Below are 23,584 nucleotides of genomic sequence, written 5' to 3' on the forward strand. Positions count from 1 at the left end.
GGGCTCGTCAGGCCGCGAGGCGGAGGAAGGGGACCGGCTCGGTCGAGCGCAGGACGATCGGGCGGCCCTCGGAGGCTTCGAACAGTTCGCCGTCCAGGATGACGCTGCTATGATCGCCCTCGATACGGATCATGTCGCCCTGTTCCAGATGGATGCCGTGCATCTTGGCCTTGCCGACGCGGCCCCACAGGCTGGCCCATACCAGGCGGAGCAGGGCGGGAATATTCTGGTCCACCGCCATCAGTTTCATGTTGCCGCGGCTGCTGTCGCCGGGCTGGACGCCCAGGAGCAGTCGTTCAAGTGTCGTCACGATCAGTACGGCGAAGCGCCCGGCGATCTGGCCGTCGCGAATCAGGGAAATGCTGACCGGCTTGCCCGACGGCGGCAGGAACCGCGCGCGAATGCCGAACAGCAGCGACACGATGACCGCCAGCGCAGTGATGAAATGGCTGAGGCCATTGGAAAGGCCCAGCGGGTAAATCTGGTTGCGGCAATAGAGCATATAGTCGGCCAGGCCCGCCCCGCCCAGAAACATGCCGAGCACCGGGCGGCTGCCCGCCGCGCCATCAGAAAGGGCGATGAGTTCGCGAGCGACGACATGATCGTCGACGCCTGACTTGGCGATGGCGACGATGCGCTCCAGCGCCTTGATCGGATCGCCATGGATGCCAAGGTCGAGCGCGATGAGGTTGGTCTTGCCATTGGGCAGCACCGCGATCGGCGGCACCCGTCCGGTGAAATGTTCGCCCTGATAGAGTTCGGTCAGCGACGCCTGCACCGTGCCGTCGCCGCCATTGATGACGATGACGGCCGGATCGACGCGGGCGATCGTCTGGAACGCCCGGCCGATCTGGTCGACATGCTCCACTTCATAATGGAAGATATCGGGGTTGCTGGCGCAATAGCTGCGGACGCGCGGGAGTGTCTGACGGTTGCCCGTAGACTTGGGGTTGGACAGAAGCGCGACGCAGACCATGGCAATGGTTCACATATATTTGAGGTTGATCGTGATTTTGGTCACGCCGGGGCCAGCCTGAAACGCGGCCTTGCTGATGCTCGGCTTGCCCAGGTTGAAGATGTTGATCGACGGATTGTTGGAAAAGCCGCCACCATCACGCGAAATGTCGGTCTTGCCATTGCCGTCGCGATCATGCCGCACCGCAATGCCGTAGGTGCCCGAATGCGGCACCGGCATGCAGAAGCGCATGCCGCCATTGGTGGGCTTTACCGGCACGTCGATGCGATAGAGCCATTCGCCCTTTTCCAGCCAGGCCGCCTTCGTGCCCGGATAGGATTGCACGCGCACCTTGCCGGTGGGCGCGACGAAGCCGCGCACATCAACCAGAACCGCCGGCCCCTTCGCATCGGCCGCGCAGCGTTCGAGATTATTCGGGATTTCCTGCCCATGGGCCATGGCCGGCACGGCGATCACCATCGCCGCCACCGACATCAGACCCATTGCAACTTTTACCATGACCATCAGACTCCTGGAAGCTATAGCCATCCGCATGGATCGGATGGCGAGCCCCTGTTCGCCCCACAAACTTACCTGTCCGGATATGGGCGGGCTTTGCGGCCAAAACATGGTGATGGGACGACGACTTAGAGAATGCTGACCGCCACCGACCGATATCTCGCCCGCCTGATCGCCGTGCCGATGCTGGGCACGCTGGTGATCGCAGCGATGCTGCTGGTGCTCGACAAGATGCTGAGCCTGTTCGACTTCGTCGCGGCGGAGGGCGGGCCGGTCAGCGTGGTGTGGCGGATGCTGGCCAATATGCTGCCCGAATATCTGTCGCTGGGCATTCCGATCGGCCTGATGCTGGGCATATTGCTGGCGTTCCGCAAGCTCGCCATGTCATCGGAACTGGATGTCATGCGCGCGGTCGGCCTGTCATACGGGCGTTTGCTGCGCGTGCCCTATATGTATGCGATCGCGCTGGCGCTCATCAATTTCGGCATAGTGGGCTTCGTCCAGCCCCTGTCGCGCCACGCTTATGAAGCGCTGCGGTTCGAGCTGCGGTCGGGCGCGCTGGGCGCGTCGATCAAGGTCGGGGAGTTCACCAATCTGGGCAAGCGCATGACGCTGCGCATCGAGCGCAGCCGCGACCAAGGGCGCAATTTGCAGGGCATTTTCGTGCGCGCAACCAGTCGCGACGGGCAGTCGGTCGCGGTGACGGCGGCGCAGGGCACATTCCTGGCGACGGACGACCCCGATGTCATCATTTTCCGCCTGCGCGATGGCGTGCTGGTCAACGACGCGCCCAAATATAAGACGCCGCGCATCCTGTCCTTTTCCAGCCATGACCTGCCGATCGACCTGCCACAGATCGAAAGTTTCCGTGGGCGCGACAATGACCGGGAAAAGACGATTCCCGAACTGGTGGTGATCGGCAAGAATCAGGCGACGCCCCCTAAGCTGCGCAACGAGGTGCGCGCCAATTTCCATTTCCGCATGGTGGAGGTGGTGTTCATGCTGTTGCTGCCGCTGGCGGCGCTGGCCTTCGCCATTCCGCCCAAACGATCGACGTCCGCGCTGGGCGTGTTCCTGTCTATCGTGTTTATCGTGACCTATCACAAGGTCAATCAATATGGCGAAAGTGTGGGTGCCTTGGGCAAGATCGATCCGATCATCGCTTTGTGGGGGCCATTCCTGCTGGCGTCAGGACTGGTGCTCTGGATGTATCATGTGATCGCCCATCGTCCGGGCGGGCAGCCGATCGCCGCGCTGGAATTCGCCTTTGCCAAGATCGGCAAGCAGGTGGGCCGGCTGATCCGGCTGGGCCGGCGACGTGCTTCGGCGGAAGGAGCCGCCTGAGCCATGCATGTGAACTTCTTCCCCTCGCGCCAGATCAGCCTGTATATGGCGCGGCTGTTCCTGACCCGCACCTTCGCGGTGCTGGCGATGCTGGTGGTCGTGCTCCAGACGCTCGACCTGCTGGGCAATTCGGGCGATATCCTGGCCTATCCCGGCAATAGCGACGCGCAGCTATGGCATTATGTCGGCCTGCGCGCGCCGCAGATCATCGCCACCTTCCTGCCCTTTTCGGTGCTGCTGGGCACGCTGGTGATGCTGGCGACGCTGAACCAGAATAGCGAGATCATCTCGATGAAAGCGGCGGGGCTGTCAGCGCACCAGATATTGGCGCCGCTGGTGCTGGCGGCGCTGGGCGTGTCGATCATCAGCTTTGTTTTCAACGAACGGATCGTGGTGCGATCGACCGCGGCTTTGAGCGCGTGGGAGGCGGTGGATTATGGCCCGGTGCCCCCCGATAGCGGCGTCAAGTCCAACCCCTGGGTGCGCGACGGCAATAATCTGGTCAACGCGGCCATTGTGGCAGGGCGTGGCACTGCGGTGCAGTTGCGGCAGGTGGAAATCTACAACCGCATCAACAATCGGCTGACGACGATCGTCCAGGCGCCAAAGGGCCATTATGATGTCGCGTCGAAAAGCTGGGTGCTGGAAGGCGCGCGGCAGTTCGACGTCGCGCGAGGAACGGTCAGCAATATCGGCACGGTCCGGTTCGGGCGCGATATCAGGCCTGATCAGTTCACGCTGGCGCGGGTCGATCCCGACGCGTTGACCTTCCATGAACTGGAAGCGGCGATCGGCGACCTGCGCGACGCAGGCCGGCCGACCAAGGAACTGGAGGGCAGTTTGTGGCACAAGCTGTCGGGGCCGCTGTCAGCGTTGCTGATGCCGATATTGGGATCGGTCGCGGCCTTTGGCCTGGCACGGTCGGGGCAGTTGTTCATGCGCGCAGTGCTGGGCATGGCGCTGGGCTTTGCCTATTTCGTCGCGGACAATTTCTCGCTCGCGATGGGCAATCTGGGCGCCTATCCCCCGGTACTGGCGGCCTGGGCGCCCTTTTTTCTGTTCCTGCTGGTGGGTGAGACAGTGCTGTTCCGCACCGAGGAATAGGCAAGAAAAAGGCCCCGGCGACCAAGGGGTGTCGCGCGGGGCCTCGCCTCTAGGGGGCGTCCCGGCCCTCATGAGGGGGAGGGGTAGGACCGGAACACCCGCGATATGGGCAGGAGATTGCCCGTTTCAAGCTGCAACCGAAAAATTTTGCAGTTTCGCGCTTTTCAGGCCCGACGCGTCATGGTGCTGCGCGCGATCTTGCCGACCAGCGGAATCATGCCGGTGTAATTGCCCCGATGATAGGGCGACTCCGCGTCGATCATGGCCATCAGGCGGGCATGGGCCTTGCCCAGCGCATGATAGGGCACGCTGGGCAGTAGGTGATGCAGCGCATGATAGCGCAGGCCAACAGGCGCCCAGAGCGCGGGCAAAGTGGCGGGCGGGGGCACGTTGACCGAATCGAGATATTGCGCGGTGACGGTCATCGCCTCGCCCTCATTTTCCCAGAGATGGGCAACCAGCGTGCGCAACTGGTTGATGACGGTCATCGCGGAATGGACGGCCATATAGACGAGCAATGGCTTCCATCCGAAGGCGAAGACGCTGCCCACCAGCGCCAGCGCAACGATGCAGGCACCCGCTTCCTGCCATGCCCATTGCCGCGCAAAGGCGCCTTCGGGCGTGCGGCGGCGATAGGCGGGATTGATCGAGAGCGCGGAAAATTCCGCAACCACCTTGCGCCGGAGCGCGGGGATCAGCAGCGACAGCGGCGTCAGCACGCCAAAGCGCAGAATGAGCCCGACAGGGGCGAGCGCGGCAACCAATATGAACAGCGGCAGCGACCAGGGCTTCATCAGCGCCAGCGGCAGATATTCCGGGTCCTCCGCCGTGCCATAGCGCGTGCGGGCATGATGCTGCGTATGCACCCCCTCATACATGAAGGAGGGGATCATGAGCGGCAGGCCCACGACGAGGTTCCACCCCAGGCGGAACCCCGGCAGCGCGCCCTTGCGGATGTGGGTCAGTTCATGGATGAAGCTTGCCGCACGATAGAGGGCGAGCATCGAGACAAGGCCGCAGGCCAGCGCGATCGCCAGATTGTCGATCAGGATCGCGCCCGCCAGCGCGCTCCAGCCGATCAGCGCGGAGGCCAGCAGGTCGGGCCAGTAGATACGCGGGTCGGCATGCGCATAGTCGCGCGCCAGTTCGGCCGCCGCGCGCAGCATCACCGTATCGTCGGGAATGGCCGCGCGCGCGCGCTGGGCGGCGGCAAGTATGGGATCATGCACTGTCATGCGGGCCGTCCTAATCTCCAAATACGCTCGATTCATGGCAGCACCATGTCATGTTTGTCTTCATAGCCGCAGCTATGATGCGCATGATTGACATTGCGCAAACAAGCGCCGAACTGCACCGCATCCCTGATATTTTCGAAGGCGGCATCCGTGGCGCATACTGATCTGGTTATCACTCCTGTTTCCGGCAAGGCCGATATGAAGGCTTTCATCGACCTGCCTTGGCGGCTTTATGCCAAGGACGCCAACTGGGTGCCGCCGCTGAAGGCTGAGGTGAAGGAACTGCTGACGCCGGGAAAGAACCCGTTTTTCGGCCATGCCAGGGCGCAATATTTCCTGGCTCGGCGCAACGGGCAAGTGGTGGGGCGGGTGTCGGCGCATATTGACGAGCTTGCCCTTCGCCAGCCGCCTGAACAGGGCATGGGGCCGGGCACGGGCAATTTCGGCCTGTTCGAGGCGGAGGATGCGCAAGTGGGCGAGGCGCTGATCGCGGCGGCCGAGCAATGGCTGCGCGCGCAGGGCATGACGCGGGTGCTGGGGCCGATCTCACTATCCATATGGGAAGAGCCGGGGCTGCTGGTCGAGGGCCATGATCATCCGCCCACGGTGATGATGGGGCATAACAGCCCGGCCTATCAGGCGATGATCGAAGGCGCGGGCTATGTGCCGGTCAAGCAGCTCAAGACCTATGAGCTGGACATCACGCAGGATTTTCCGCCGCTGATCCAGCGCATCGTCCAGTCGGGCGAGAAAAATGGCCGGATCCACATCCGCAAGGTCGACAAGGCGAAGTTCGATCAGGAAGCGGCGATCATCCTTGCCATATTGAACGACGCGTGGGGTCAGAATTGGGGCTTCGTGCCGATCACCGACGCCGAAGTCGCGCATACCGGCAAGAAGCTGAAGCCGATCGTGTTCGAGGATCTGATCATGATCGCGGAGCTGGATGGCGAGCCGGTGGCGTTCATGATGACGCTGCCCGACCTTAACGAAGCGATTGGCCCGCTTAATGGATCACTGTTTCCGTTCGGTTGGATCAAGCTGCTGCGCTGGCTCAAGAAACCGCAGGTGCGCACGATGCGCGTGCCGCTGATGGGCGTGGTGCAGCGATTGCAAAGTTCGCGCATGGCGAGCCAGCTGGCCTTCATGATGATCGAATATATCCGCCGCGCCGCAATCACCGAATATGGCGCGACGCGTGGCGAGATCGGCTGGGTACTGGACGATAATCAGGGCATGAACGCGATCGCCGACGCGATCGATAGCCAGGTGAACAAAATCTATCAGATCTACGAGAAGGCGCTGTAGGCCAGAGGGCCTTACAGCGCCGTCGCGCGATCCTGATCGAGGAAGGCGGCGACATCGGCCAGCGCGACATCCTTTGACAGGAATGTCCGGCCGATGCCGTGCGCGAGCAGGAAGGGCAGGGTGCCGGCCGCCATTTTCTTGTCATGCAGCATATGCCCGACTAGCGTGGCGCCATCGGCAGTGACGTGGGCGCTGGCCAGATCATGCGGCAGGCCGACCGCCTTCAAATGCGCGGTGACGCGCACGGCATCTTCGGCCGGGCACAGGCCAAGGCGGGCGGAATAGCGGAAGGCGAGCGCCATGCCCGCAGCGACGGCTTCGCCATGCAGCAGCGTGTCGGAAAAGCCGGTGTCGGCCTCCAGCGCGTGACCGAAAGTGTGGCCAAGGTTGAGCAAGGCGCGGCGGCCGGAAGTTTCGCGTTCGTCGTCGGCCACGATCGCCGCCTTGGCCGCCACGCTTTTGTCGATGGCATGGGTACGCGCTGCGGGATCGCCCGCGAGCAGGCGGTGGCCATCGCTTTCGCACCAGGCGAAGAAATCCGGGTCGTCGATCAGGCCATATTTGACGACTTCGGCATAGCCGGCGCGGGTTTCGCGGGGCGGCAGGCTGTCGAGCGTGGCGGGGTCGATCAGGACCAGCGCGGGCTGGTAGAAGCTGCCGACCAGATTCTTGCCCGCGCGGGTGTTGATCGCGGTCTTGCCGCCGACCGACGAATCGACCTGCGCCAGCAAGGTGGTGGGCAGTTGCACGAAATGGCAGCCGCGCTTGAGGATGGAGGCGGCAAAGCCGACGAGGTCGCCAATGACCCCGCCGCCCAGCGCGACGATATGGTCGCCGCGTTCGATCTCCAGCGCGAGCAGGGTGTCGAGCAATTGCTCCAGATGCCGCCAGCTCTTGGTCTGTTCGCCCGGCGGCAGAATGATGGGTTCGATCCCGACATTGGCGGCGCGCAGGCTGGCGTCCAGCCGGGGCAACTGCGCGGCGGCGACGTTGGCGTCCGTGACGACGACGAGCCGGCCGCCCCGGGCGAAGCGGGCAAGCTGGTCCCCGGCGCGATCGAGCGCGCCCTGTTCGATCAGGATGTCGTAGCTGCGCGCGTCCAGCGCGACCTGGACTAAGGCCATTGCGTCAATTGCTCCATGATGCGGTCGACCGCGACTTCGTGCGGGGCCGCGATGCTTTTCACATGAATGGGGGCGAGCGCGTAGACAGGGTTGCGCATTGCCGCCAGTTCGGTGAGCACGGTGCGCGGATCGCGATCCTTGAGCAGCGGGCGGCTGTCGCGGCGGGACACGCGATCGACCAATATGTCGATGTCGGCGTCGAGCCAGATGGCGATGGCGGCGTCCAGGATCAGCCGGCGGGTTTCATCCTGCATGAAGGCGCCGCCGCCGGTTGCGATCACCTTGGGTGCGCCATCGAGCAGGCGGGCGATCACACGCCGTTCGCCATCGCGAAAATAGGCTTCGCCATAGCGTTCGAAAATCTCGCTGACGCTCATGTCAGCCGCTTTCTCAATCTCTTCATCCGCGTCGACGAAGGCGAGTCCCAGGCGCGCGGCAAGGCGGCGGCCGACCGTCGATTTGCCCACGCCCATCATGCCCACCAGGACGATAGGACCAAGCCTGCCGGGGCTGTGCGGGATTTTGCTGTTTCGTTGCATGGCAGGCGGGGCTATACAGCCAGCCGTCACTGAGGCAAATCGCATCTTTCCAAGTCACCCGGCCTTGCAGGCCCGGACAGCCAAGCCAAGGACCCATGAAGAATAATCGCACCTTCAGCAGTTTCGAGGGCAGTGCGCGTCGCCGTGGCGGCCGCTTGCCGATCATCCCCATCGTCATCGTCATTCTGGTCGTCGCGCTGCTCGCCTTCTTCTGGTCGCGCGGTGGCGAAAAGCCGCAGCAGCGCGTCGAAAAGGTCATCCCCGCCGAGAAGCTGGGTCAGTAAGGCCGATGCGCTGGCCGCGGGGGAACGCCAAATGGGCGCTGGGCAGCTTCGCGCTCGCCCTGACCTTGCCCGTGGTCGCGCAGCAGGCGCCCGAATCGCTACTGCCGCCGGGATTTGGCGATGCGCCCGAGACGCCCGCGCCCCGGCCGTCGCGGCCTGCTCCGCCAGCGCCGAGCGGCACGCCTGCGCCGACGCCGACGACGCCAGTGGCTCCTCCGCCCGTGCCGATGGTGCAGCCGCTCGATCCCGCCTTGAGCGCGGCGCTGGGCGACAATGCCGGTAATGCGGCCGAAGACGAGCTGACGCCCGAGGAAATCGCGGCGGAAAAGGCCAAATATGACCTGCCCGACAGCGCGCGCCGGTCCCTGGACCGCATTGGCCCGCTGACGCCGCAGACGCGGGGGTTCGAGCCGGACGCCTTTGGCAATGAACAGGGCCAATATCTCGCCGCGCTGATGCGCAGCATCCATGCGCCGATCGTGTCGCGCTGGGCCTCCATCCTCCTGCGGCGCGCGCTGCTGAGCGCGACCGATACGCCGCGCGGGATCAATGGCGCAGACTGGGCGGCGGAGCGCGCCTGGCTGCTGTTGCGCATGGGCGAGGCCGATAGCGCGCGGCTGATGGTGCAGAGCGTCGACGCCGACCAGTTCACGCCGCGCCTTTATGCCGTGGCGATGGAAACCTATCTTGCGGCCGCCGATCCGGCTGGCCTGTGCCCCCTGTCGGCCGGGGCGTTGCGCACCAGCAAGGCGCCGGGATGGGACATGACGCGGGCGATCTGCCCGGCGCTGTCGGGCGACCAGGGCAGCGCGAGCGGCGCGCTCAACCAGGCGCAGCGGCGCGACGTGGTGCGCGGCATCGATTATCGGCTGGCGGAGAAGGTCGTCGGCACCGGGTTCAACGCGCGGCGGTCGGTCAATATCGAGTGGGACGGGGTCGATCGGCTCACCGCCTGGCGCTTTGGCCTGGCGACCGCGCTCAATGTCGAGATACCCAACGACCTTTATGCCACGGTCGGGCCGCATGTGCGGGCATGGGAGGCGCGCGCGCCGGCGCTCAGCCCCATGCGCCGCCGGCCGGGCGCAGATATTGCAGCGCGGCTTGGCGTGTTTTCGAGCGCGGCGCTGGTGGGCTTCTATAGCCAACTGGACAGCGAAGGCGACAGCTCCGGCGAGGTTGCGGATCGGATCGATGCGCTGCGCACCGCCTTTGCGGGCAACACGGTGCGCGACCGTATCGGCGCGATGCGGACATGGTGGGGCGATGGGGCGCGGCCCGATTATGTCGGGCTGATCGCGACGGCGCGGGCGGCGGCCGCGTTGCCGGTGGCGCAGGCGGACGGGCAGGATGCCGCCAATCTGGTCGGGTCGATGCTGACCGCCGGCTATGATCGCAATGCCGCGCGCTGGGCGCGTGCGATCGGGCAGCTGGACGGCGATGGCGCCAGCCAGGTCTGGGCCTTACTGGCAGTGGGTGCCCCGAGCCCGGTCGTGGACATCGGTAGCAGCCGGGTGTCGTCCTATATCGACGTCATGGGCGCGGACAAAGGCCGGGCGCTAATTGCGGCGCTGGCCGGGCTGTCGCGCTTGTCGCCGCAGGAGGCGGGATCGCTGGCGCAAGATAATGGCCTGTCGCTGGCGGCGGGCAGCCGCTGGGCGCGTGCGATCGGCGCGGCGGCGCAGCGTGGCGAAAAGGCGACGGTGGCGTTGCTGGCGGCCGTGGGCATGCAAGGCCAGGACTGGAGCGGATTGCCCGCGACGCATCTTTATCATGTGGTGGCGGCGCTGCATCAGGTGGGGCTGGACCCTGAAGCGCGCATGATCGCGGCAGAGGCGATCAGCCGCAGTTGATATGGGGCAGGAGGATGCCGCCCTGATCGACCGCTTTCTGGAGATGATGGCGGCGGAACGCGGGGCGTCGCGTAACACGTTGCTGGCCTATCGCACCGACCTGACCGGCGCGGGCGGCCTGCTGGGCGGACTGGCGGGCGCGAGCAAGGAGGGGCTGGGGACGCTGGCGACCCATTGGGCGAGCCTGGCGGGGTCCTCGGTAGCGCGCAAGGCATCGGCGCTTCGGGCTTTCTACGGTTTTCTGGAGGAAGAAGGGCTGCGCGCCGACAATCCATCGGTCGCGCTGCCGCGCCCGGTGACGCGGCGGCCGCTGCCCAAGATATTGTCCACTACCGAGGTCGATCGGCTGTTCGCGCTGATTGCCGAGCGGCTGGAGGTGGCGCATCCCGCACCGCTGGACCTGCGGCTGTCCGCGCTGATCGAGCTGCTATATGGATCGGGCTTGCGCGCGACCGAACTGGTGTCGCTGCCGCGCCGCGCGCTGGCGGCGGATCGCCCGTTCCTGATCCTGAAAGGCAAGGGCGCGCGCGAGCGGCTGGTGCCGATTTCGGACCGGGCGCGGGCGGCGGTATCCGCCTGGCTGGTCCATGTGCCGGGGGACAGCGCCTGGCTGTTTCCATCGGGCAAAAGCCATTTGAGCCGCATTCGGCTGTATCAGCTAGTGAAGGCGCTGGCCGGGGCGGCGGGGATCGCGCCGGAGAGGGTCAGCCCACATGTTCTGCGTCATGCTTTTGCGACGCATTTGCTGGAAGGCGGCGCGGACCTGCGCGCTTTGCAGGCGATGCTGGGCCATGTCGATATTGGGACAACGCAAATCTATACCCATGTCGACAGCCGCCGGCTGGTCGAACTGGTGAACCAGCGCCACCCGCTGGCGACCATGGCGGTGCGCCAGCCGCAACGCCGCGTTGACGACGCGCCGCCATCGCCTTAACGCCATCGCCCATGGTAAGCTTTCTGGAATTCGAAAAGCCGATCGCGGAGCTGGAAGCGCGCATCGTGGATCTGCGCGCCACCGCGAGCGTGGGCGACATCAATATCGACGGCGAGATCGCGACGCTGGAGCAGCGCGCGGCCAAGCTGCTGGCCGACACCTATGCCAAGCTGACGCCGTGGCAGAAGACGCAGGTGGCGCGTCACCCCGACCGCCCGCACTTCAAGGATTATGTCGCCGGCCTGTTCGACAATTTCATGCCGCTGGCCGGCGACCGCGCCTTTGCCGACGATCAGGCGATATTGGGCGGGTTCGCGACGCTGGGCGAGCGCAAGGTCATGGTGATCGGCCATGAAAAGGGCGATGATACGGCAAGCCGCGTGCGCCATAATTTCGGCATGGCCAAGCCCGAAGGATACCGCAAGGCGATCCGCTTGATGGAACTGGCCGACCGGTTCGGCCTGCCGGTGGTGACGCTGGTCGACACGTCGGGCGCCTTTCCGGGCGTGCAGGCGGAGGAGCGCGGCCAGGCCGAAGCGATCGCGCGGTCGACCGAGGCGTGCCTGAAGCTGGGCGTGCCGATGGTGGCCGCGGTGGTGGGCGAAGGCGGGTCGGGCGGCGCGATTGCGCTCGCTGCCGCGAACCGTGTGCTGATGTTCGAGCATGCTGTCTATTCGGTGATTTCGCCCGAAGGCTGCGCGTCGATCCTTTGGCGCACGGCGGACAAGGCGAGCGATGCGGCGACCGCGATGCAGGTGACGGCGCAGCATCTCAAAGGGTTGGGCGTGATTGACCGGATCGTTGCCGAGCCAGTAGGCGGCGCACATCGCGAACCCGTCGAGGCGATCGCCAATCTGGGCGCGGCGATCGAGGCCGAACTGGAGTCATTGGGTTCGATGGACGCCGATGCGTTGCGCACCGACCGGGCCGACAAGTTTCTAGCCATCGGCGCCTGAGCGCCGGGAGGATTTTTAACGGAACGTCCGGCCGGTTTTGCTTGTTACGTCAGGGTAACGGCAAAGGGTGAGGTTTATGAACTGGAAGATGGCGCTGGGCGGCACCGGCGCTGCGCTGGCGATTGCGATGAGCGCACCGGCGGTGATCGGGCAGCAGCGGGCGATCCGCACCGTGTCTTCGATCAGCCAGCAGGACAAGGCGTCGGGTGCCAAGCAACATCCTGAATTGTTGAAGGAATTTGGCGGCCCCTATGCCGGGCCGCAGGCGCGCTATGTCGAGACGGTGGGGCGGCGGATTGCGGTCCAATCGGGCCTGTCCAATGCGCAGGGCGACTTTACCGTCACCTTGCTCAATTCCCCGGTCAATAACGCCTTCGCGATTCCCGGCGGCTATGTTTATGTGACGCGCCAGTTGATGGCGCTGATGAACGACGAGGCCGAACTGGCAGGCGTGCTGGGCCATGAAGTGGGCCACGTCGCCGCGCAGCATGGCCAGCGGCGGCAGAAGACGGCGCAGCGGAACGCGATTGGCGGCGCATTGTTGCAGGTGCTGACCGGCGCGTTGCTGGGCGATTCGGGCTTTGCCGGACTGATCCAGCGCGGCATCGGCACGGGCAGCCAGCTGCTGACGCTCAAATTTTCGCGCAGCCAGGAATATGAGGCAGATGACCTGGGCATCCGCTATCTGGCGTCGGGCGGATATGATCCGCGCGCCCTGTCGGACATGCTGGCGTCGCTGGCGGCGCAGAGCAATCTCGACGCGCAGGTTGCCGGCAGCGCGCGGTCGATGCCCGAATGGGCGAGTACGCACCCCGACCCCGCGTCGCGCGTCGACAGGGCCGCACGCGAGGCGCAGGCCACGCGGTCGACCAGCACGACGCGCAATCGCGACGTGTTTCTGGCGGCGCTGGATGGCGTGCTCTATGGCGACGACCCCAAGCAGGGCGTGATCGACGGCAGCCGGTTCCGACACCCCGACTTGCGGCTGAGCTTTGCCGCGCCCAGCGGGTTCGGAATGGAAAATGGCAGCGATGCAGTGTCGATCACCGGATCGGGCGGTCAGGCGCAGTTCGGGACGGCCGCCTATCGCGGCGATCTGAGCGCCTATATCGACAGCGTGTTTTCGGCCCTAGGTGACGGCAAGGGCGTGCCGGGCGGGGCGGTGAGCCGCACGACGATCAACGGTATTCCGGCCGCATGGCGCACGGTGCGGGCAACCAGCCAGTCGAGTCAGGTCGATGCGACGGTGTTCGCCTATGATTTTGGCGGCGGCAAAGCCTATCATTTCCTGCTGCTGACGCCGGCGGGCAGGGGCATCGGCCCCTTCACGTCGATGGTTCAGTCAGTGCAGCGGCTGTCGGCCAAGGACGCGGCGGCGATCAAGCCGCGCCGGATCGACGTGGTGACGGTGAAGGCGGGCGACACGGTTCAGTCCTTGAGCCGGCGCATGGCCTATGGCGACTTGCAGCTGGAGCGGTTCCTGACGATCAATGCGCTGGACGCCAATGCGACGCTGCGGCCGGGGCAGAAGGTCAAGATCGTCATCTGACGGATAACGGTAACGCAAAAAAAAGGGCGGCGGACTTGGTGTCCGCCGCCCTTTTTTTATATTTGACCTATTATTCGTCGCCCGACGCCGCAGGCGTTGCCATGTTGTCGCTCACTTTCGTGAAGGTGTTGGTCAGATTGCCACCCAGGCTGGTCATGGCGCCGATGGCGGCGACAGCGATGAGCGCGGCGATCAGGCCGTATTCAATCGCGGTGGCACCCTTTTCATTCTTCAGCATCTTACGGACGAACTGCATTTCATGTCTCCTTGATGGACATACGCACTAAAACTACCCCGCCGCCCCCGTTTGACTTGTTCGTGGTCAGCGAAAATGGATTTACCGGCGTTCGGTTGAAATTTGCTTAATGGTGGAACCGACTGTAAAAAACTTATGGTTAAGCATCAGTAACCTTGTTTTCGACATCGTCCCACATATGGATCGTCCGGCTGGCGACGTTCGACAGCGCTACGATCATGGCGAGCACGATCATCGCGAGGATGAGGCCATATTCGACCGCCGTTGCCCCCCGTTCGCATTTGATTAGCCCCTGTCGGGCGATGATGTCGATAAGCCCGCGCATGCGCTCCCCCAGTTCGCTACAGACAGTCCCGGGCAGATGTGTAAAGCGGGGAGGGTTAACAAATAGCCCTCGGTGCCTTCTGAAATGACGTCTTTTTCTCCCCTGCTGGTGGTCGCGGTCGCTTTGGTGGACGCCGAGGGGCGGGTGTTGTTGCAGCAGCGCCCGCCGGGAAAGCCGATGGCGGGGCTGTGGGAATTTCCCGGCGGCAAGGTTGAGGCGGGGGAAACGCCCGAAGCGGCGCTGGTGCGCGAGCTGGAAGAGGAACTGGGCATTGCCACGCAGGAAAGCTGCCTGGCACCGGCGAGTTTCGCCAGCGAAGCGCTGGGCGACCGGCATTTGCTGCTGCTGCTTTATGTCTGCCGCAAATGGCAAGGGGTGCCGGAGGCGCGCCATGCGACGGCTCTGGCGTGGAAGCGGCCCGCGCAAATGTATGCGCTCGACATGCCGCCCGCGGATTTGCCGCTGATCGGACTGCTCGACGCGCTGCTATAACGAACAAGGGGGCGCTCCTTCATCAGGAACGCCCCCTTGTCCATGCGCCACTGCGTGTCGTCAGTCCTGCGCGGGCTGGCTTTGCAGCTGGATATAATTCTGGATGCCCATCCGCTCGATCATTTCGAACTGGGTTTCCAGCGTGTCGACATGCTCTTCCTCGCTCTTGAGGATATAGTCGAACAGGTCGCGGCTGACGAAGTCGCGGATCGATTCGCAATAGGCGATCGCGTCACGCAGGACCGGTAGCGCTTCATATTCGAGTTCAAGGTCGGATTTGAGGATTTCCTCCACCGTTTCGCCGATCTTGAGGCGGCCGAGCAGCTGGAAATTGGGCAGGCCGTCGAGGAACAGGATGCGTTCCGCCAGCTTGTCGGCATGCTTCATCTCGTCGATGGATTCTTCATATTCGAACTTGGCGAGCTTCTTGACGCCCCAATGGTCGAGCATGCGATAATGGAGGAAATATTGGTTGATCGCGGTCAACTCGTTCTTGAGGACCTCGTTCAGATAATCGATGACCTTTGGGTCGCCCTTCATGGCGTTATACTCCGGATTGCGGGAACGGGCGGAGTATAGCGACGAGGGCGGTGGCTGTTAAGCGCGAAAACCCTTGAAATCAGCCATTTATAGCTCTGCTATTGCTTCGGGGTCGCGCGCAGGGGCTGCGCATGATTTGCAATCTTGTCAGGCGGAGGCGCGTTCGGCCGCGATAATCGTGCGCGCGAAGGACACGCACTGGCCGCATTTGGGACGGCGACCATAATGGGCATAGGCGCTGCAGGGCGTATCCGCGCCGTTGCGCGCGGCTTCCCGCACGTCCTTTTCCCGAATGGCATTACAAACGCAGACGACCATATGCGACGCTCTCCTGTGCCTTGCAGAGATAGTCGATATGATAATAGGTCGCAATAGTAATCAGCTGCTCTTGCGAATCTTTTGCGGCTTTGCCCGGACGAGGCTGCGCCAGACCCATTCGGCCGGGCCAGTCGCGAATCGATCCGCATAGGGCTGTGACCAGAGCAGCATGGCCGCCCAGCCCACAGCGACGAACAGCGGCAGCGCGCCGAGCGGGACATGCGCGAAATTGCCAAGACCCCAGCCGTAGAAGATGGCGGTCATGACAAGGCTGGTGCCCAGATAGTTGCTGAGCGCGAGGCGGCCCGCAGCGCCTAGGCGCGACGCCAGCGGATGATCGGGGTTGCGGGAGAAGAGCCAGAGGATGAGCGCGGCCCAGCCCACGCTTAGTGGTACGCGGAAGGGGAAGGACCAGGCAAGTGCGGTACCCAGCGCGGGGAGAGCCGCAAAGCCGCTGGCCCAGACCCAGATCGCCAGCGCGCCCATCGGCGGCACACCAATCAGGAAGCAATGGCGGGCGGTGCGGCGATATTGCTCCGCATCCCACCGCCCGGTCAGAAAGCCGCTTTTGAGCATCGCCATGCCAAGCAGCATGAAGCCAAGCGATTCGAGCGCGCTGAGCGTGAAACCCAAGAACCAGTTGCGCGGCAGATCGACGATCTTGTGCAGCAGGATGGAGAGGAAGTCGCTGCGATAGAGGGCGATTTCACGCTGGATGGCGGGACTGGCGGGATCGGACAGGCTGGCCGCGAAGGATGCGAAACCCTGTGCCCCGCCACTGGCGTGGCTCCAGGCGTAGAAGGACGCGACATAGCCGGCGACCAGCAGGAAATGCAGCAGGAAGAACAGGAAGGCCGCCTTGACCAGCTGCATCGGATCGCGATGGGCAAAGCGCAGCGCGGCCAGTCCGACCAGCGCATAGAGCGTCAATATGTCGCCCCACCAGAGCAGCAGATAATGCGCTGCGCCGATGGCGAACAGCCAGCCGGCGCGGACCATCTGGGTGCGGGTGCCATCGCGCCCCGCCATTTCCTCCCGGTCGATCAGCAGCAGCATCGACGCGCCGAACAGCATCGCGAACAGGCCGCGCATCTTGCCATCGACCAGGATGAGGCTGATCGCCCAGAAAGCGATGTCGCCTGTCGTGAGCGGCCCAGCGGCGGCCGGATTGATATAGGCGCTTTGCGGCTGGGCGAAGGCGGTGATGTTCATCCACAATATGCCCATGACCGCGCAGCCGCGCAGAACGTCCATGGCAGGAATGCGGGAAGAGGGGGGCATGGGAAAATCCTTGAAGATGCTGGCCAGCGGCGAACGGCTCTGCCAAGGGGCCTAGCCATGAACGAGGGCCGCAAGCAACGGATAAGCGACGCATTCGGCGCGGCGGCGGCGCATTATGACGATCATGCCGGGCCGCAGCGCTTCGCCGCGCGGCTGGTCGCGGACCTGGCGCAGCGGCAGGGGCCGAGCGATGCTGCGCGCATATTGGAGATTGGCTGCGGCACCGGGTTGCTGACGCGCGACATTCAGGTGCGCTGGCCGGGCGCGCAGCTGGTCGTGACCGACTTGTCGCCTGCAATGCTGGACCGGGCGGCGGCGCAGGGGCTGGTCGGCGGCACATTCCTGGCGATGGACGGGGAGTCGCCGCCGTTCGAAGGCGCATGGTTCGACCTGATCCTGTCGAGTCTCGCCTTTCAGTGGTTCGATGATTTGTCCGGCGCGATCCGAAAGCTGGTGAATCTGCTGACGCCGGGCGGCAGCCTCATTTTCTCGACCATGGGGGAGAGGAGTTTTGGCCAATGGCGCGCGGCGCATGCTGCGTGCGGGCTGGAGGCCGGCGTGCCGGATTATCCCTCGCTGGCGGCGGTTCGGGCGATGCTGGCGGCGTATGACGACAGTTTCGCCTTTGACGAGACGGTGGCGCTGGACAGTGGCGGTGCGCGCGGGTTGATCACGCATTTGAAGGGCATTGGCGCCGTGGTGCCGGGGGCGGGGCGCAGGCCGCTGACGCCTGCGCAATTGCGCAGCGTGATGGCGGCGTTCGAGGCGGCGGGTGGCGCGGATGCCTATCAGATCCTGTTCGGGCGGATCACGCGCGCGGGTGATGGGCGCTGAGGTTGCGCGGCGACGCGGGGGATGCCATCCACGGGCCATGGTGCATGATAATCTGACGATCAGGCGCGCTGGGCCGGCCGATGCCGCCGCCCTGTCCGCGCTCAAGCTCGCCGCGTTTCGCGAGACGTTTCTCGATGGCTTCGCCATTCCCTATCCGCCCGCCGACCTGGCGCGATTCGAGGTCGAAAGCTATGGCGAAGCGACGGTGGCGGCGGAACTGGCCGCGCCCGATCATGCGACTTGGGTGGCGGTAGAGGGGGACGGGCGGCTGGTCGCCTATGCCCATGCTGGACCGTGCAAATTGCCGCATCCGCAGGCGTCGGCGGCGCAGGGGGAATTATATCAGCTTTATGCGCTGAAGGCCGCGCAAGGGCAGGGCGTCGGCCGGGCGCTGATGGATGCGGCGCTCGATTGGCTAGCGCAGACCTTTCCCGGCCCGCAATGGCTGGGCGTGTGGTCCGGTAATAGCCAAGCGCAGGCAGTCTATGCCAAGCGCGGCTTTGAGAAGGTCGGCGACTATGGCTTCAAGGTCGGCGACTGGACAGATGCGGAGTTCATCTATCGGCGGGGGTAGTTGGCGGCGGTCGCGTCGCGCGATTTAGCGGAAAAGGCGCCTAGCGCGGGCTTGGGTCCCCGCCTGCGCGGGGACGACGGATCGGGTCAGGGTTCGTTATTCGTCACGGCAGTGATGACGGTTAAAGTTCGTTGTTCATGAGGGCGGGGAAGAAGCCTTCATGGGCCTTGCGGAGCATGTCGAGGGCGACGTCCGCGACAGTGTCACCGCCGACCGTGCCGATCCGCGTCGCGCCGGGGATGTCGGTCCCGGCAGGCGCGGTGACGACGTAGCGGGCTTGGTCCTCGCCGAAGGCCGAGGCGGCGGTAAGCGCGATGTCGAGGGTCGCGCCCTTGTTGCCGGCAAGCGCCATTTCGGCGAGCGTGACGAGCAGGCCGCCATCGGAAATGTCATGGACGGCGTTGATCGACCCCGTGGCGACCAGGCCGCGCACGGCGTCGGCATTGGCGCGTTCGGCGGCGAGATCGACGACAGGCGCGTCCCCGGCTTCCCGGCCAGCGACTTCACGCAGCCAGATGGACTGGCCCAGATGCGTGCCTTCGCCGCCGATCAGCCAGATCGCGTCGCCTTCATTTTTGAACGCAACGGTCGCCATGACGTCCACATCGGCGAGCAGGCCGATGCCGCCGATGGCAGGCGTAGGCAGGATGGCGGAGCCGCCACCCGTCGCCTTCGATTCATTATAGAGGCTGACATTGCCTGAGACGATCGGGAAGTCGAGCGCGCGGCAGGCGTCGCCCATCCCCTCCAGACAGCCGGTCAGCTGTGCCATGATTTCGGGGCGTTGCGGATTGGCGAAATTGAGGCAGTTGGTGACGGCGAGCGGGGTGGCGCCGACGGCGGAGAGGTTGCGATAGCATTCTGCGATCGCCTGCTTGCCGCCTTCATAGGGGTCGGCGTAGCAATAGCGCGGCGTGCAGTCAGTGCTGATCGCGATGCCCTTTTGCGTGCCGTGGACGCGCACGACGGCCGCGTCGCCGCCGGGGCGCTGCACCGTGTCGGCGCCGACCATATGGTCATATTGTTCCCAGATCCAGCGGCGGCTGGCAATGTCGGGGCTGCCCATCAGCGTGACGAGGTCCGCGCCGAGGTCGGCGCTTGTCGGCAGGTCGCCGAGCGGTTCGACCTTCGCCCATGCCTTATAATCTTCCTTCGGCATGGACGGGCGATCATAGAGCGGCGCGTCATCGGCGAGCGGGGCGAGCGGGATGTCGCAAACGACCTCCCCCTTATGCTCCAGCACCATGCGGCCAGTGTCGGTGACATGGCCGATGACGGCGAAGTCGAGTTCCCACTTTTTGAAGATCGCTTCGGCAAAGGCTTCGCGGCCGGGCTTCAATACCATGAGCATCCGCTCCTGGCTTTCCGACAGCATCATTTCATAGGTGGTCATGCCGGTTTCGCGCTGCGGCACGTCGTCCATCTTGAGGTGGAGGCCGACGCCGCCCTTGGACGCCATTTCGACCGAGGAGGAGGTGAGGCCGGCTGCGCCCATATCCTGAATGGCGACGATGGCGTCCGACGCCATCAGCTCAAGGCAAGCCTCGATCAGCAGCTTTTCAGTGAAGGGGTCGCCGACCTGGACGGTGGGGCGCTTTTCCTCGCTGTCCTCGCCGAAATCGGCCGAGGCCATGGTCGCGCCATGGATGCCGTCGCGGCCGGTCTTGGACCCGACATAGACGATCGGATTGCCGACGCCCGAAGCCGCGCTGTAGAAAATCTTGTCGGTATCGGCGACGCCCACGGTCATCGCGTTGACCAGGATGTTGCCGTCATAGGCGGCGTGAAAATTCACCTCGCCGCCCACGGTCGGCACGCCCACGCAATTGCCATAGCCGCCAATGCCGTGGACGACCCCGGCGATGAGATGCTTCATCTTCGGGTGGTCGGGCCGGCCGAAGCGCAGCGCGTTCATGTTCGCGACCGGACGCGCGCCCATGGTGAAGACGTCGCGCAAGATGCCGCCCACGCCCGTCGCCGCGCCCTGATAGGGTTCGATGTAGCTGGGGTGATTATGGCTTTCCATCTTGAAGATGGCGGCCTGACCATCGCCGATATCGACGACGCCCGCATTTTCGCCGGGGCCACAGATGACCTGAGGGCCTTTGGTCGGCAGCTTCATCAGGTGGATCTTGGAGCTTTTATAGCTGCAATGTTCCGACCACATCACCGAAAAGATGCCGAGTTCGGTCAGGTTCGGCTCGCGGCCGATAGCCTTTAACACGCGGTCATATTCTTCCGGGCTGAGGCCATGTTCGGCGACGACTTCCGGGGTGATCTGGGTGGCGGTGCTGGACATGCCCGCGCCTTTAGCGAGGGCGTCGCGGATTCACAATGGGAAGGCTGCGCCGGTTGCATTTCATGCTAGGGTCGCGGCGGATGCCGCAAAGAGGAGCGCCCATGACCATATTGGACTGGATGATATTACCGCTGCGTCGCTATGCACGGTTCAACGGGCGGGCGCGGCCACGCGAATATTGGATGTTCGTGCTGTTGGTGGTGTTGGCACTTGTCGCGCTGTCGATCCTGGAGACGGCATTGGGTCTTGCTGTGACGGAACAATGGGTGCGCACCGGGCCATGGGGCGCAAGTGCGATCTATCGCACCCATGGCGGGCCGCTGACCGGCCTGTTCGCGCTGGGCATCCTCATTCCCCATCTGGCGGTGATGGTGCGGCGGCTGCATGACACCGATCGCAGCGGTTGGTGGTTGCTGCTGGGATTGCTGCCGCTGCTCGGCGGCCTGGTGCTGCTGATCTTCTTCATCATCGGCGGCACGCGCGGGCCGAACCGCTTTGGTCCCGACCCGGTCGAAGTGGGCGAAGGCGCCACATAGGGCTAGGCGAAGCCAGACAAGGAAAAGGCCGGCCTCATGCGAGGACCGGCCCTGAATTTTTCGAAACTGGATCGCCAGGCGATCAGACGTGGCAGCTCTGCGCCTTCTTGCCGGGCACGGCAATCTGCACTTCGTCGCCCTGACCCGACACTTCATAGCCGCCCTCGGCAGTGAAAGCCTGGCCCGCTTCGGCCGCCTTCAGCTGGGTCGGTTCGCCGCCCTTCTTCATGCGGAAATTGGCGGTCTTGTCGTCGGTCATGAAGTCGACGAAATAAAGGCTGTTGTCCTTGCACCGATACTGCTTGGTCGCCTTGACCGAAGGCGGCAGTTCGACGGGCGCGGCGTTGGCGAGCTGGTCAGCCATCGGGTCGGCGGGGCCGCCCACGACTTCGGGTTCGTCATTCTTGTTGCAGGCCGACAGCAGGGCGACGCCGGCCAGGGCGATCATGGGGAGAGAGAGTTTCATAGCGATCCTTTTATGTGCATGTGCAACATGTCCCGTCAACGCAAAAGCATCGGATAACCGCCATCTCCCCTGAAATGACGTCATGACGCGGTGATGACAAGGATGTCGAAAGCGGTGCTGTGCAGGCCGCAGGCCCTTGCGCACTTGACCGGGGCGTTGGGCGCGGCCAATGCAGGGCCATGGCTGAGGAAATGTCCCCCGATCCGTCGTCTTTGTCCTTCGAGGATGCCCTGCGCGCGCTGGAGCAGATTGTGCGCCGGCTGGAAAGCGGGGACGTTCCGCTGGATGAATCGATCGCGCTCTATGCCAAGGGCGAGGAATTGCGCAAGCGCTGCGCCGACCGATTGCAGGCGGCCGAAGCGCGCATCGCCAAGCTGACGGTTGACGCCAATGGCGCCGTCAACGGCGCCCAGCCGTTCGGCGCGGACTGAGATTGATGACCGAAAGCGGGGGCGCGGTCACGGACATGCTGGCGCGGGCGCGCGATGTTGCGGCGCATATAGATATGGGCTTCGACCGGTTGCTGGCCGTGCCCGACGATGCGCGCGCGCGGCTGTATGACGCGATGCGTCATGCGGCGATCGGCGGGGGCAAGCGATTGCGCCCGCTGCTGGTGCAAGCGGCATGCGATCTGTTCCACATTTCGCGCGAATCGGCGCTGCGCGTCGGGCTCGCCATCGAATGCATCCATGTCTATTCGCTGATTCACGACGACCTGCCGGCGATGGACGACGATGATATGCGCCGGGGCAAGCCCACGGTGCACAAGGCGTTCGACGAGGCAACGGCGATCCTGGCGGGCGATTGCCTGCATGACCTGGCGTTCGAGGTGCTGGCGGACGCGGAAACGCATCCCGATCCGTTCGTGCGCATCGAACTGGTGAAGGCGCTGGCAACATGCAGCGGGCCGGCGGGCATGGCCGGCGGACAGATGATGGACCTGGAAGCCGAACGCACAAGGTTCGACCTGGCGACGGTCACGCGATTGCAGAACCTCAAGACCGGGGCGCTGATCTGTTTTTGCGTCGAGGCCGCGGCGATCATGGCGCGGCTGCCGCAGGAGGCGCGCACGGGTCTGCACGGCTATGCCCGCGACATCGGCCTGGCCTTCCAGATTGCCGACGATCTGCTGGACGTGGAGGGCGACGTGGCGCTGGCGGGCAAGGCGCTGGGCAAGGATGCGGCGGCGGGCAAGGAAACGTTCGTGTCCTTGCTGGGCGTCGAGGCCGCGCGCGAACGGGCGCATATGCTGGTCGATCAGGCGAAGGACCATTTGCGCAGCCATGGCGCGGAGGCCGACCTGTTGCGCGCGATCGCCGATTATATCGTGGAGAGGGACCGCTAATATCATGAGCAAGCAGCGCATCGGCGTCTATCCCGGCACGTTCGATCCCATCACGCTGGGGCATATGGACATCATCCGCCGCGGCGCGACGCTGGTCGATACGCTGGTCATTGGCGTCACCACCAATATCGCCAAGTCGCCGATGTTTTCCGACGAGGAACGGTTGGAGATGGTGCGCCGCGAATGCGCCGACATCGACAGCGACATCCGCGTGGTGGGGTTCAATTCGTTGCTGATGGATTTCGCCGAATCGCAGGGCGCCAGCGTCATCATCCGCGGGCTGCGCGCGGTTGCGGACTTCGAATATGAATATCAGATGGCGGGGATGAACCAGCAGATCAACAGCAGGGTCGAAACCGTCTTCCTGATGGCGGACGTGTCCCTGCAGCCGATCGCATCGCGGCTGGTCAAGGAAATCGCGCTTTATGGCGGGCCGATCCATAAATTCGTCAGCCCTTGCGTCCGCGCCGAAGTGGAGGCGCGGGTGGCGCGCAATGGCCGCAAGGGCGCGGGCTGACGCGGCCATCCCGGCGTCGTTTCAGCCTGGGTTCAGTTGCCAATCGCGATCAGCGCGCTATCAGGGCGGGGAATGACAGCCCCGTTTCGGCTCACACGAT

The 23,584-nt window shown here is 64.5% G+C and carries 27 protein-coding genes; 15 read left to right on the top strand and 12 right to left on the bottom strand.

Features of this window, described 5'->3' with window-relative positions; all coding sequences use genetic code 11:
* Positions 1–7: 7 nt before the first annotated feature.
* Both B2V90_RS02255 and B2V90_RS02260 read right to left on the bottom strand, forming a co-directional pair.
* A complete protein-coding gene (locus B2V90_RS02255) occupies positions 8–976 on the bottom strand; it encodes a diacylglycerol/lipid kinase family protein (protein WP_009821158.1) in 969 nt (322 codons plus the stop codon).
* Positions 977–985: 9 nt separating this feature from the next.
* Positions 986–1,480 (bottom strand): DUF2141 domain-containing protein, encoded by a 495-nt coding sequence (locus B2V90_RS02260; RefSeq protein WP_228220522.1) that lies wholly within the window; start codon positions 1,478–1,480, stop codon positions 986–988.
* 129 nt (positions 1,481–1,609) lie between these two features.
* On the opposite strand from B2V90_RS02260, the gene lptF reads away from it, so the two are divergent.
* Complete coding sequence (lptF, locus tag B2V90_RS02265; protein ID WP_009821160.1) at positions 1,610–2,818, top strand: LPS export ABC transporter permease LptF; 1,209 nt, start codon at positions 1,610–1,612, stop codon at positions 2,816–2,818.
* 3 nt (positions 2,819–2,821) lie between these two features.
* Complete coding sequence (gene lptG, locus B2V90_RS02270) at positions 2,822–3,922, top strand: LPS export ABC transporter permease LptG (RefSeq protein WP_009821161.1); 1,101 nt, start codon at positions 2,822–2,824, stop codon at positions 3,920–3,922.
* A 164-nt stretch (positions 3,923–4,086) separates the two neighbouring features.
* Here the strand turns inward: lptG and B2V90_RS02275 are convergent, their stop codons facing one another.
* Positions 4,087–5,157: a fatty acid desaturase family protein gene (locus B2V90_RS02275; RefSeq protein ID WP_228220521.1), complete on the bottom strand. Its 1,071-nt coding sequence runs from the start codon at positions 5,155–5,157 to the stop codon at positions 4,087–4,089.
* A gap of 150 nt (positions 5,158–5,307) precedes the next feature.
* On the opposite strand from B2V90_RS02275, the gene B2V90_RS02280 reads away from it, so the two are divergent.
* Positions 5,308–6,465: a GNAT family N-acetyltransferase gene (locus B2V90_RS02280; RefSeq protein WP_228220520.1), complete on the top strand. Its 1,158-nt coding sequence runs from the start codon at positions 5,308–5,310 to the stop codon at positions 6,463–6,465.
* 11 nt (positions 6,466–6,476) lie between these two features.
* On the opposite strand, the gene aroB is transcribed toward B2V90_RS02280, so the two are convergent.
* Together aroB and B2V90_RS02290 are read right to left on the bottom strand one after the other, a co-directional pair.
* Positions 6,477–7,589: a 3-dehydroquinate synthase gene (gene aroB / locus B2V90_RS02285; RefSeq protein ID WP_228220519.1), complete on the bottom strand. Its 1,113-nt coding sequence runs from the start codon at positions 7,587–7,589 to the stop codon at positions 6,477–6,479.
* Positions 7,580–8,128, bottom strand: coding sequence for a shikimate kinase (locus tag B2V90_RS02290; protein ID WP_228220518.1), 549 nt, complete (start codon positions 8,126–8,128; stop codon positions 7,580–7,582). The genes aroB and B2V90_RS02290 overlap by 10 nt, the downstream gene beginning before the upstream one ends.
* A 95-nt stretch (positions 8,129–8,223) precedes the next feature.
* On the opposite strand from B2V90_RS02290, the gene B2V90_RS02295 reads away from it, so the two are divergent.
* The 5 genes from B2V90_RS02295 to B2V90_RS02315 all read left to right on the top strand — a co-directional run bounded on the left by B2V90_RS02295 (position 8,224) and on the right by B2V90_RS02315 (position 13,701).
* On the top strand, positions 8,224–8,412 hold the full coding sequence (locus tag B2V90_RS02295) for a hypothetical protein (protein WP_009821167.1): 189 nt from the start codon (positions 8,224–8,226) through the stop codon (positions 8,410–8,412).
* A gap of 5 nt (positions 8,413–8,417) precedes the next feature.
* Complete coding sequence (locus tag B2V90_RS02300; RefSeq protein ID WP_228220517.1) at positions 8,418–10,262, top strand: hypothetical protein; 1,845 nt, start codon at positions 8,418–8,420, stop codon at positions 10,260–10,262.
* Position 10,263: 1 nt separating this feature from the next.
* A complete protein-coding gene (locus B2V90_RS02305) occupies positions 10,264–11,196 on the top strand; it encodes a tyrosine recombinase (protein WP_228220516.1) in 933 nt (310 codons plus the stop codon).
* Between the two features lie 11 nt (positions 11,197–11,207).
* Positions 11,208–12,152 carry an acetyl-CoA carboxylase carboxyltransferase subunit alpha gene (locus B2V90_RS02310; RefSeq protein ID WP_009821170.1) on the top strand — a complete coding sequence of 315 codons (945 nt, stop codon included), beginning with the start codon at positions 11,208–11,210 and terminating at the stop codon, positions 12,150–12,152.
* Positions 12,153–12,228: 76 nt separating this feature from the next.
* The gene (locus B2V90_RS02315) at positions 12,229–13,701 is read left to right on the top strand and encodes a M48 family metalloprotease (protein ID WP_228220515.1); all 1,473 of its coding nucleotides are present in this window, start codon (positions 12,229–12,231) and stop codon (positions 13,699–13,701) included.
* A gap of 70 nt (positions 13,702–13,771) precedes the next feature.
* On the opposite strand, the gene B2V90_RS02320 is transcribed toward B2V90_RS02315, so the two are convergent.
* Both B2V90_RS02320 and B2V90_RS02325 read right to left on the bottom strand, forming a co-directional pair.
* On the bottom strand, positions 13,772–13,957 hold the full coding sequence (locus B2V90_RS02320; protein ID WP_228220514.1) for a Flp family type IVb pilin: 186 nt from the start codon (positions 13,955–13,957) through the stop codon (positions 13,772–13,774).
* Positions 13,958–14,096: 139 nt separating this feature from the next.
* Positions 14,097–14,282: a Flp family type IVb pilin gene (locus B2V90_RS02325; RefSeq protein WP_228220513.1), complete on the bottom strand. Its 186-nt coding sequence runs from the start codon at positions 14,280–14,282 to the stop codon at positions 14,097–14,099.
* An 84-nt stretch (positions 14,283–14,366) separates the two neighbouring features.
* Here B2V90_RS02325 and B2V90_RS02330 point away from each other — a divergent pair, with 84 nt between their 5' ends.
* Complete coding sequence (locus B2V90_RS02330; RefSeq protein ID WP_228220512.1) at positions 14,367–14,774, top strand: (deoxy)nucleoside triphosphate pyrophosphohydrolase; 408 nt, start codon at positions 14,367–14,369, stop codon at positions 14,772–14,774.
* Between the two features lie 60 nt (positions 14,775–14,834).
* Here the strand turns inward: B2V90_RS02330 and bfr are convergent, their stop codons facing one another.
* The 3 genes from bfr to B2V90_RS02345 all read right to left on the bottom strand — a co-directional run bounded on the left by bfr (position 14,835) and on the right by B2V90_RS02345 (position 16,913).
* The gene (bfr, locus tag B2V90_RS02335; RefSeq protein WP_009821175.1) at positions 14,835–15,314 is read right to left on the bottom strand and encodes a bacterioferritin; all 480 of its coding nucleotides are present in this window, start codon (positions 15,312–15,314) and stop codon (positions 14,835–14,837) included.
* A 147-nt stretch (positions 15,315–15,461) separates the two neighbouring features.
* Positions 15,462–15,632: a (2Fe-2S)-binding protein gene (locus tag B2V90_RS02340; RefSeq protein ID WP_009821176.1), complete on the bottom strand. Its 171-nt coding sequence runs from the start codon at positions 15,630–15,632 to the stop codon at positions 15,462–15,464.
* Between the two features lie 60 nt (positions 15,633–15,692).
* On the bottom strand, positions 15,693–16,913 hold the full coding sequence (locus tag B2V90_RS02345; protein ID WP_228220511.1) for a DUF418 domain-containing protein: 1,221 nt from the start codon (positions 16,911–16,913) through the stop codon (positions 15,693–15,695).
* Between the two features lie 57 nt (positions 16,914–16,970).
* On the opposite strand from B2V90_RS02345, the gene B2V90_RS02350 reads away from it, so the two are divergent.
* Together B2V90_RS02350 and B2V90_RS02355 are read left to right on the top strand one after the other, a co-directional pair.
* Positions 16,971–17,747, top strand: coding sequence for a methyltransferase domain-containing protein (locus tag B2V90_RS02350; RefSeq protein WP_228220510.1), 777 nt, complete (start codon positions 16,971–16,973; stop codon positions 17,745–17,747).
* A 37-nt stretch (positions 17,748–17,784) separates the two neighbouring features.
* On the top strand, positions 17,785–18,321 hold the full coding sequence (locus B2V90_RS02355; protein ID WP_228220509.1) for a GNAT family N-acetyltransferase: 537 nt from the start codon (positions 17,785–17,787) through the stop codon (positions 18,319–18,321).
* A gap of 121 nt (positions 18,322–18,442) precedes the next feature.
* Here B2V90_RS02355 and purL read toward each other — a convergent pair whose 3' ends face one another.
* Complete coding sequence (purL, locus tag B2V90_RS02360) at positions 18,443–20,620, bottom strand: phosphoribosylformylglycinamidine synthase subunit PurL (protein WP_228220508.1); 2,178 nt, start codon at positions 20,618–20,620, stop codon at positions 18,443–18,445.
* A gap of 101 nt (positions 20,621–20,721) precedes the next feature.
* Here purL and B2V90_RS02365 point away from each other — a divergent pair, with 101 nt between their 5' ends.
* Entirely contained in the window at positions 20,722–21,156 is a 435-nt protein-coding gene (locus B2V90_RS02365) for a DUF805 domain-containing protein (RefSeq protein ID WP_228220507.1), read from the top strand.
* 82 nt (positions 21,157–21,238) lie between these two features.
* On the opposite strand, the gene B2V90_RS02370 is transcribed toward B2V90_RS02365, so the two are convergent.
* Positions 21,239–21,622 (bottom strand): hypothetical protein, encoded by a 384-nt coding sequence (locus B2V90_RS02370; RefSeq protein ID WP_228220506.1) that lies wholly within the window; start codon positions 21,620–21,622, stop codon positions 21,239–21,241.
* A gap of 179 nt (positions 21,623–21,801) precedes the next feature.
* Between B2V90_RS02370 and B2V90_RS02375 the strand changes: the two genes are divergently transcribed.
* The 3 genes from B2V90_RS02375 to coaD are packed head-to-tail and all read left to right on the top strand — an operon-like array spanning position 21,802 to position 23,484.
* The gene (locus tag B2V90_RS02375) at positions 21,802–22,053 is read left to right on the top strand and encodes an exodeoxyribonuclease VII small subunit (protein WP_228220505.1); all 252 of its coding nucleotides are present in this window, start codon (positions 21,802–21,804) and stop codon (positions 22,051–22,053) included.
* A gap of 5 nt (positions 22,054–22,058) precedes the next feature.
* Positions 22,059–22,967, top strand: coding sequence for a polyprenyl synthetase family protein (locus B2V90_RS02380; protein WP_228220504.1), 909 nt, complete (start codon positions 22,059–22,061; stop codon positions 22,965–22,967).
* 4 nt (positions 22,968–22,971) lie between these two features.
* Positions 22,972–23,484, top strand: a complete 513-nt coding sequence (gene coaD, locus B2V90_RS02385) for a pantetheine-phosphate adenylyltransferase (RefSeq protein ID WP_228220503.1) — start codon at positions 22,972–22,974, stop codon at positions 23,482–23,484.
* Positions 23,485–23,584: the final 100 nt, after the last annotated feature.

This window comes from Sphingobium sp. UBA5915 (assembly GCF_002431195.1).
Lineage (GTDB): Bacteria > Pseudomonadota > Alphaproteobacteria > Sphingomonadales > Sphingomonadaceae > Sphingobium > Sphingobium soli.

Bases quoted from the DNA above. Each gene is read 5' to 3' on its own strand.
- B2V90_RS02255 (WP_009821158.1), bottom strand. From the start codon at position 976: ATGGTCTGCGTCGCGCTTCTGTCCAACCCCAAGTCTACGGGCAACCGT.
- B2V90_RS02260 (WP_228220522.1), bottom strand. From the start codon at position 1,480: ATGGTCATGGTAAAAGTTGCAATGGGTCTGATGTCGGTGGCGGCGATG.
- lptF (WP_009821160.1), top strand. From the start codon at position 1,610: ATGCTGACCGCCACCGACCGATATCTCGCCCGCCTGATCGCCGTGCCG.
- lptG (WP_009821161.1), top strand. From the start codon at position 2,822: ATGCATGTGAACTTCTTCCCCTCGCGCCAGATCAGCCTGTATATGGCG.
- B2V90_RS02275 (WP_228220521.1), bottom strand. From the start codon at position 5,157: ATGACAGTGCATGATCCCATACTTGCCGCCGCCCAGCGCGCGCGCGCG.
- aroB (WP_228220519.1), bottom strand. From the start codon at position 7,589: ATGGCCTTAGTCCAGGTCGCGCTGGACGCGCGCAGCTACGACATCCTG.
- B2V90_RS02290 (WP_228220518.1), bottom strand. From the start codon at position 8,128: ATGCAACGAAACAGCAAAATCCCGCACAGCCCCGGCAGGCTTGGTCCT.
- B2V90_RS02295 (WP_009821167.1), top strand. From the start codon at position 8,224: ATGAAGAATAATCGCACCTTCAGCAGTTTCGAGGGCAGTGCGCGTCGC.
- B2V90_RS02300 (WP_228220517.1), top strand. From the start codon at position 8,418: ATGCGCTGGCCGCGGGGGAACGCCAAATGGGCGCTGGGCAGCTTCGCG.
- B2V90_RS02305 (WP_228220516.1), top strand. From the start codon at position 10,264: ATGGGGCAGGAGGATGCCGCCCTGATCGACCGCTTTCTGGAGATGATG.
- B2V90_RS02310 (WP_009821170.1), top strand. From the start codon at position 11,208: ATGGTAAGCTTTCTGGAATTCGAAAAGCCGATCGCGGAGCTGGAAGCG.
- B2V90_RS02315 (WP_228220515.1), top strand. From the start codon at position 12,229: ATGAACTGGAAGATGGCGCTGGGCGGCACCGGCGCTGCGCTGGCGATT.
- B2V90_RS02320 (WP_228220514.1), bottom strand. From the start codon at position 13,957: ATGCAGTTCGTCCGTAAGATGCTGAAGAATGAAAAGGGTGCCACCGCG.
- B2V90_RS02325 (WP_228220513.1), bottom strand. From the start codon at position 14,282: ATGCGCGGGCTTATCGACATCATCGCCCGACAGGGGCTAATCAAATGC.
- B2V90_RS02330 (WP_228220512.1), top strand. From the start codon at position 14,367: ATGACGTCTTTTTCTCCCCTGCTGGTGGTCGCGGTCGCTTTGGTGGAC.
- bfr (WP_009821175.1), bottom strand. From the start codon at position 15,314: ATGAAGGGCGACCCAAAGGTCATCGATTATCTGAACGAGGTCCTCAAG.
- B2V90_RS02340 (WP_009821176.1), bottom strand. From the start codon at position 15,632: ATGGTCGTCTGCGTTTGTAATGCCATTCGGGAAAAGGACGTGCGGGAA.
- B2V90_RS02345 (WP_228220511.1), bottom strand. From the start codon at position 16,913: ATGCCCCCCTCTTCCCGCATTCCTGCCATGGACGTTCTGCGCGGCTGC.
- B2V90_RS02350 (WP_228220510.1), top strand. From the start codon at position 16,971: ATGAACGAGGGCCGCAAGCAACGGATAAGCGACGCATTCGGCGCGGCG.
- B2V90_RS02355 (WP_228220509.1), top strand. From the start codon at position 17,785: ATGGTGCATGATAATCTGACGATCAGGCGCGCTGGGCCGGCCGATGCC.
- purL (WP_228220508.1), bottom strand. From the start codon at position 20,620: ATGTCCAGCACCGCCACCCAGATCACCCCGGAAGTCGTCGCCGAACAT.
- B2V90_RS02365 (WP_228220507.1), top strand. From the start codon at position 20,722: ATGACCATATTGGACTGGATGATATTACCGCTGCGTCGCTATGCACGG.
- B2V90_RS02370 (WP_228220506.1), bottom strand. From the start codon at position 21,622: ATGAAACTCTCTCTCCCCATGATCGCCCTGGCCGGCGTCGCCCTGCTG.
- B2V90_RS02375 (WP_228220505.1), top strand. From the start codon at position 21,802: ATGGCTGAGGAAATGTCCCCCGATCCGTCGTCTTTGTCCTTCGAGGAT.
- B2V90_RS02380 (WP_228220504.1), top strand. From the start codon at position 22,059: ATGACCGAAAGCGGGGGCGCGGTCACGGACATGCTGGCGCGGGCGCGC.
- coaD (WP_228220503.1), top strand. From the start codon at position 22,972: ATGAGCAAGCAGCGCATCGGCGTCTATCCCGGCACGTTCGATCCCATC.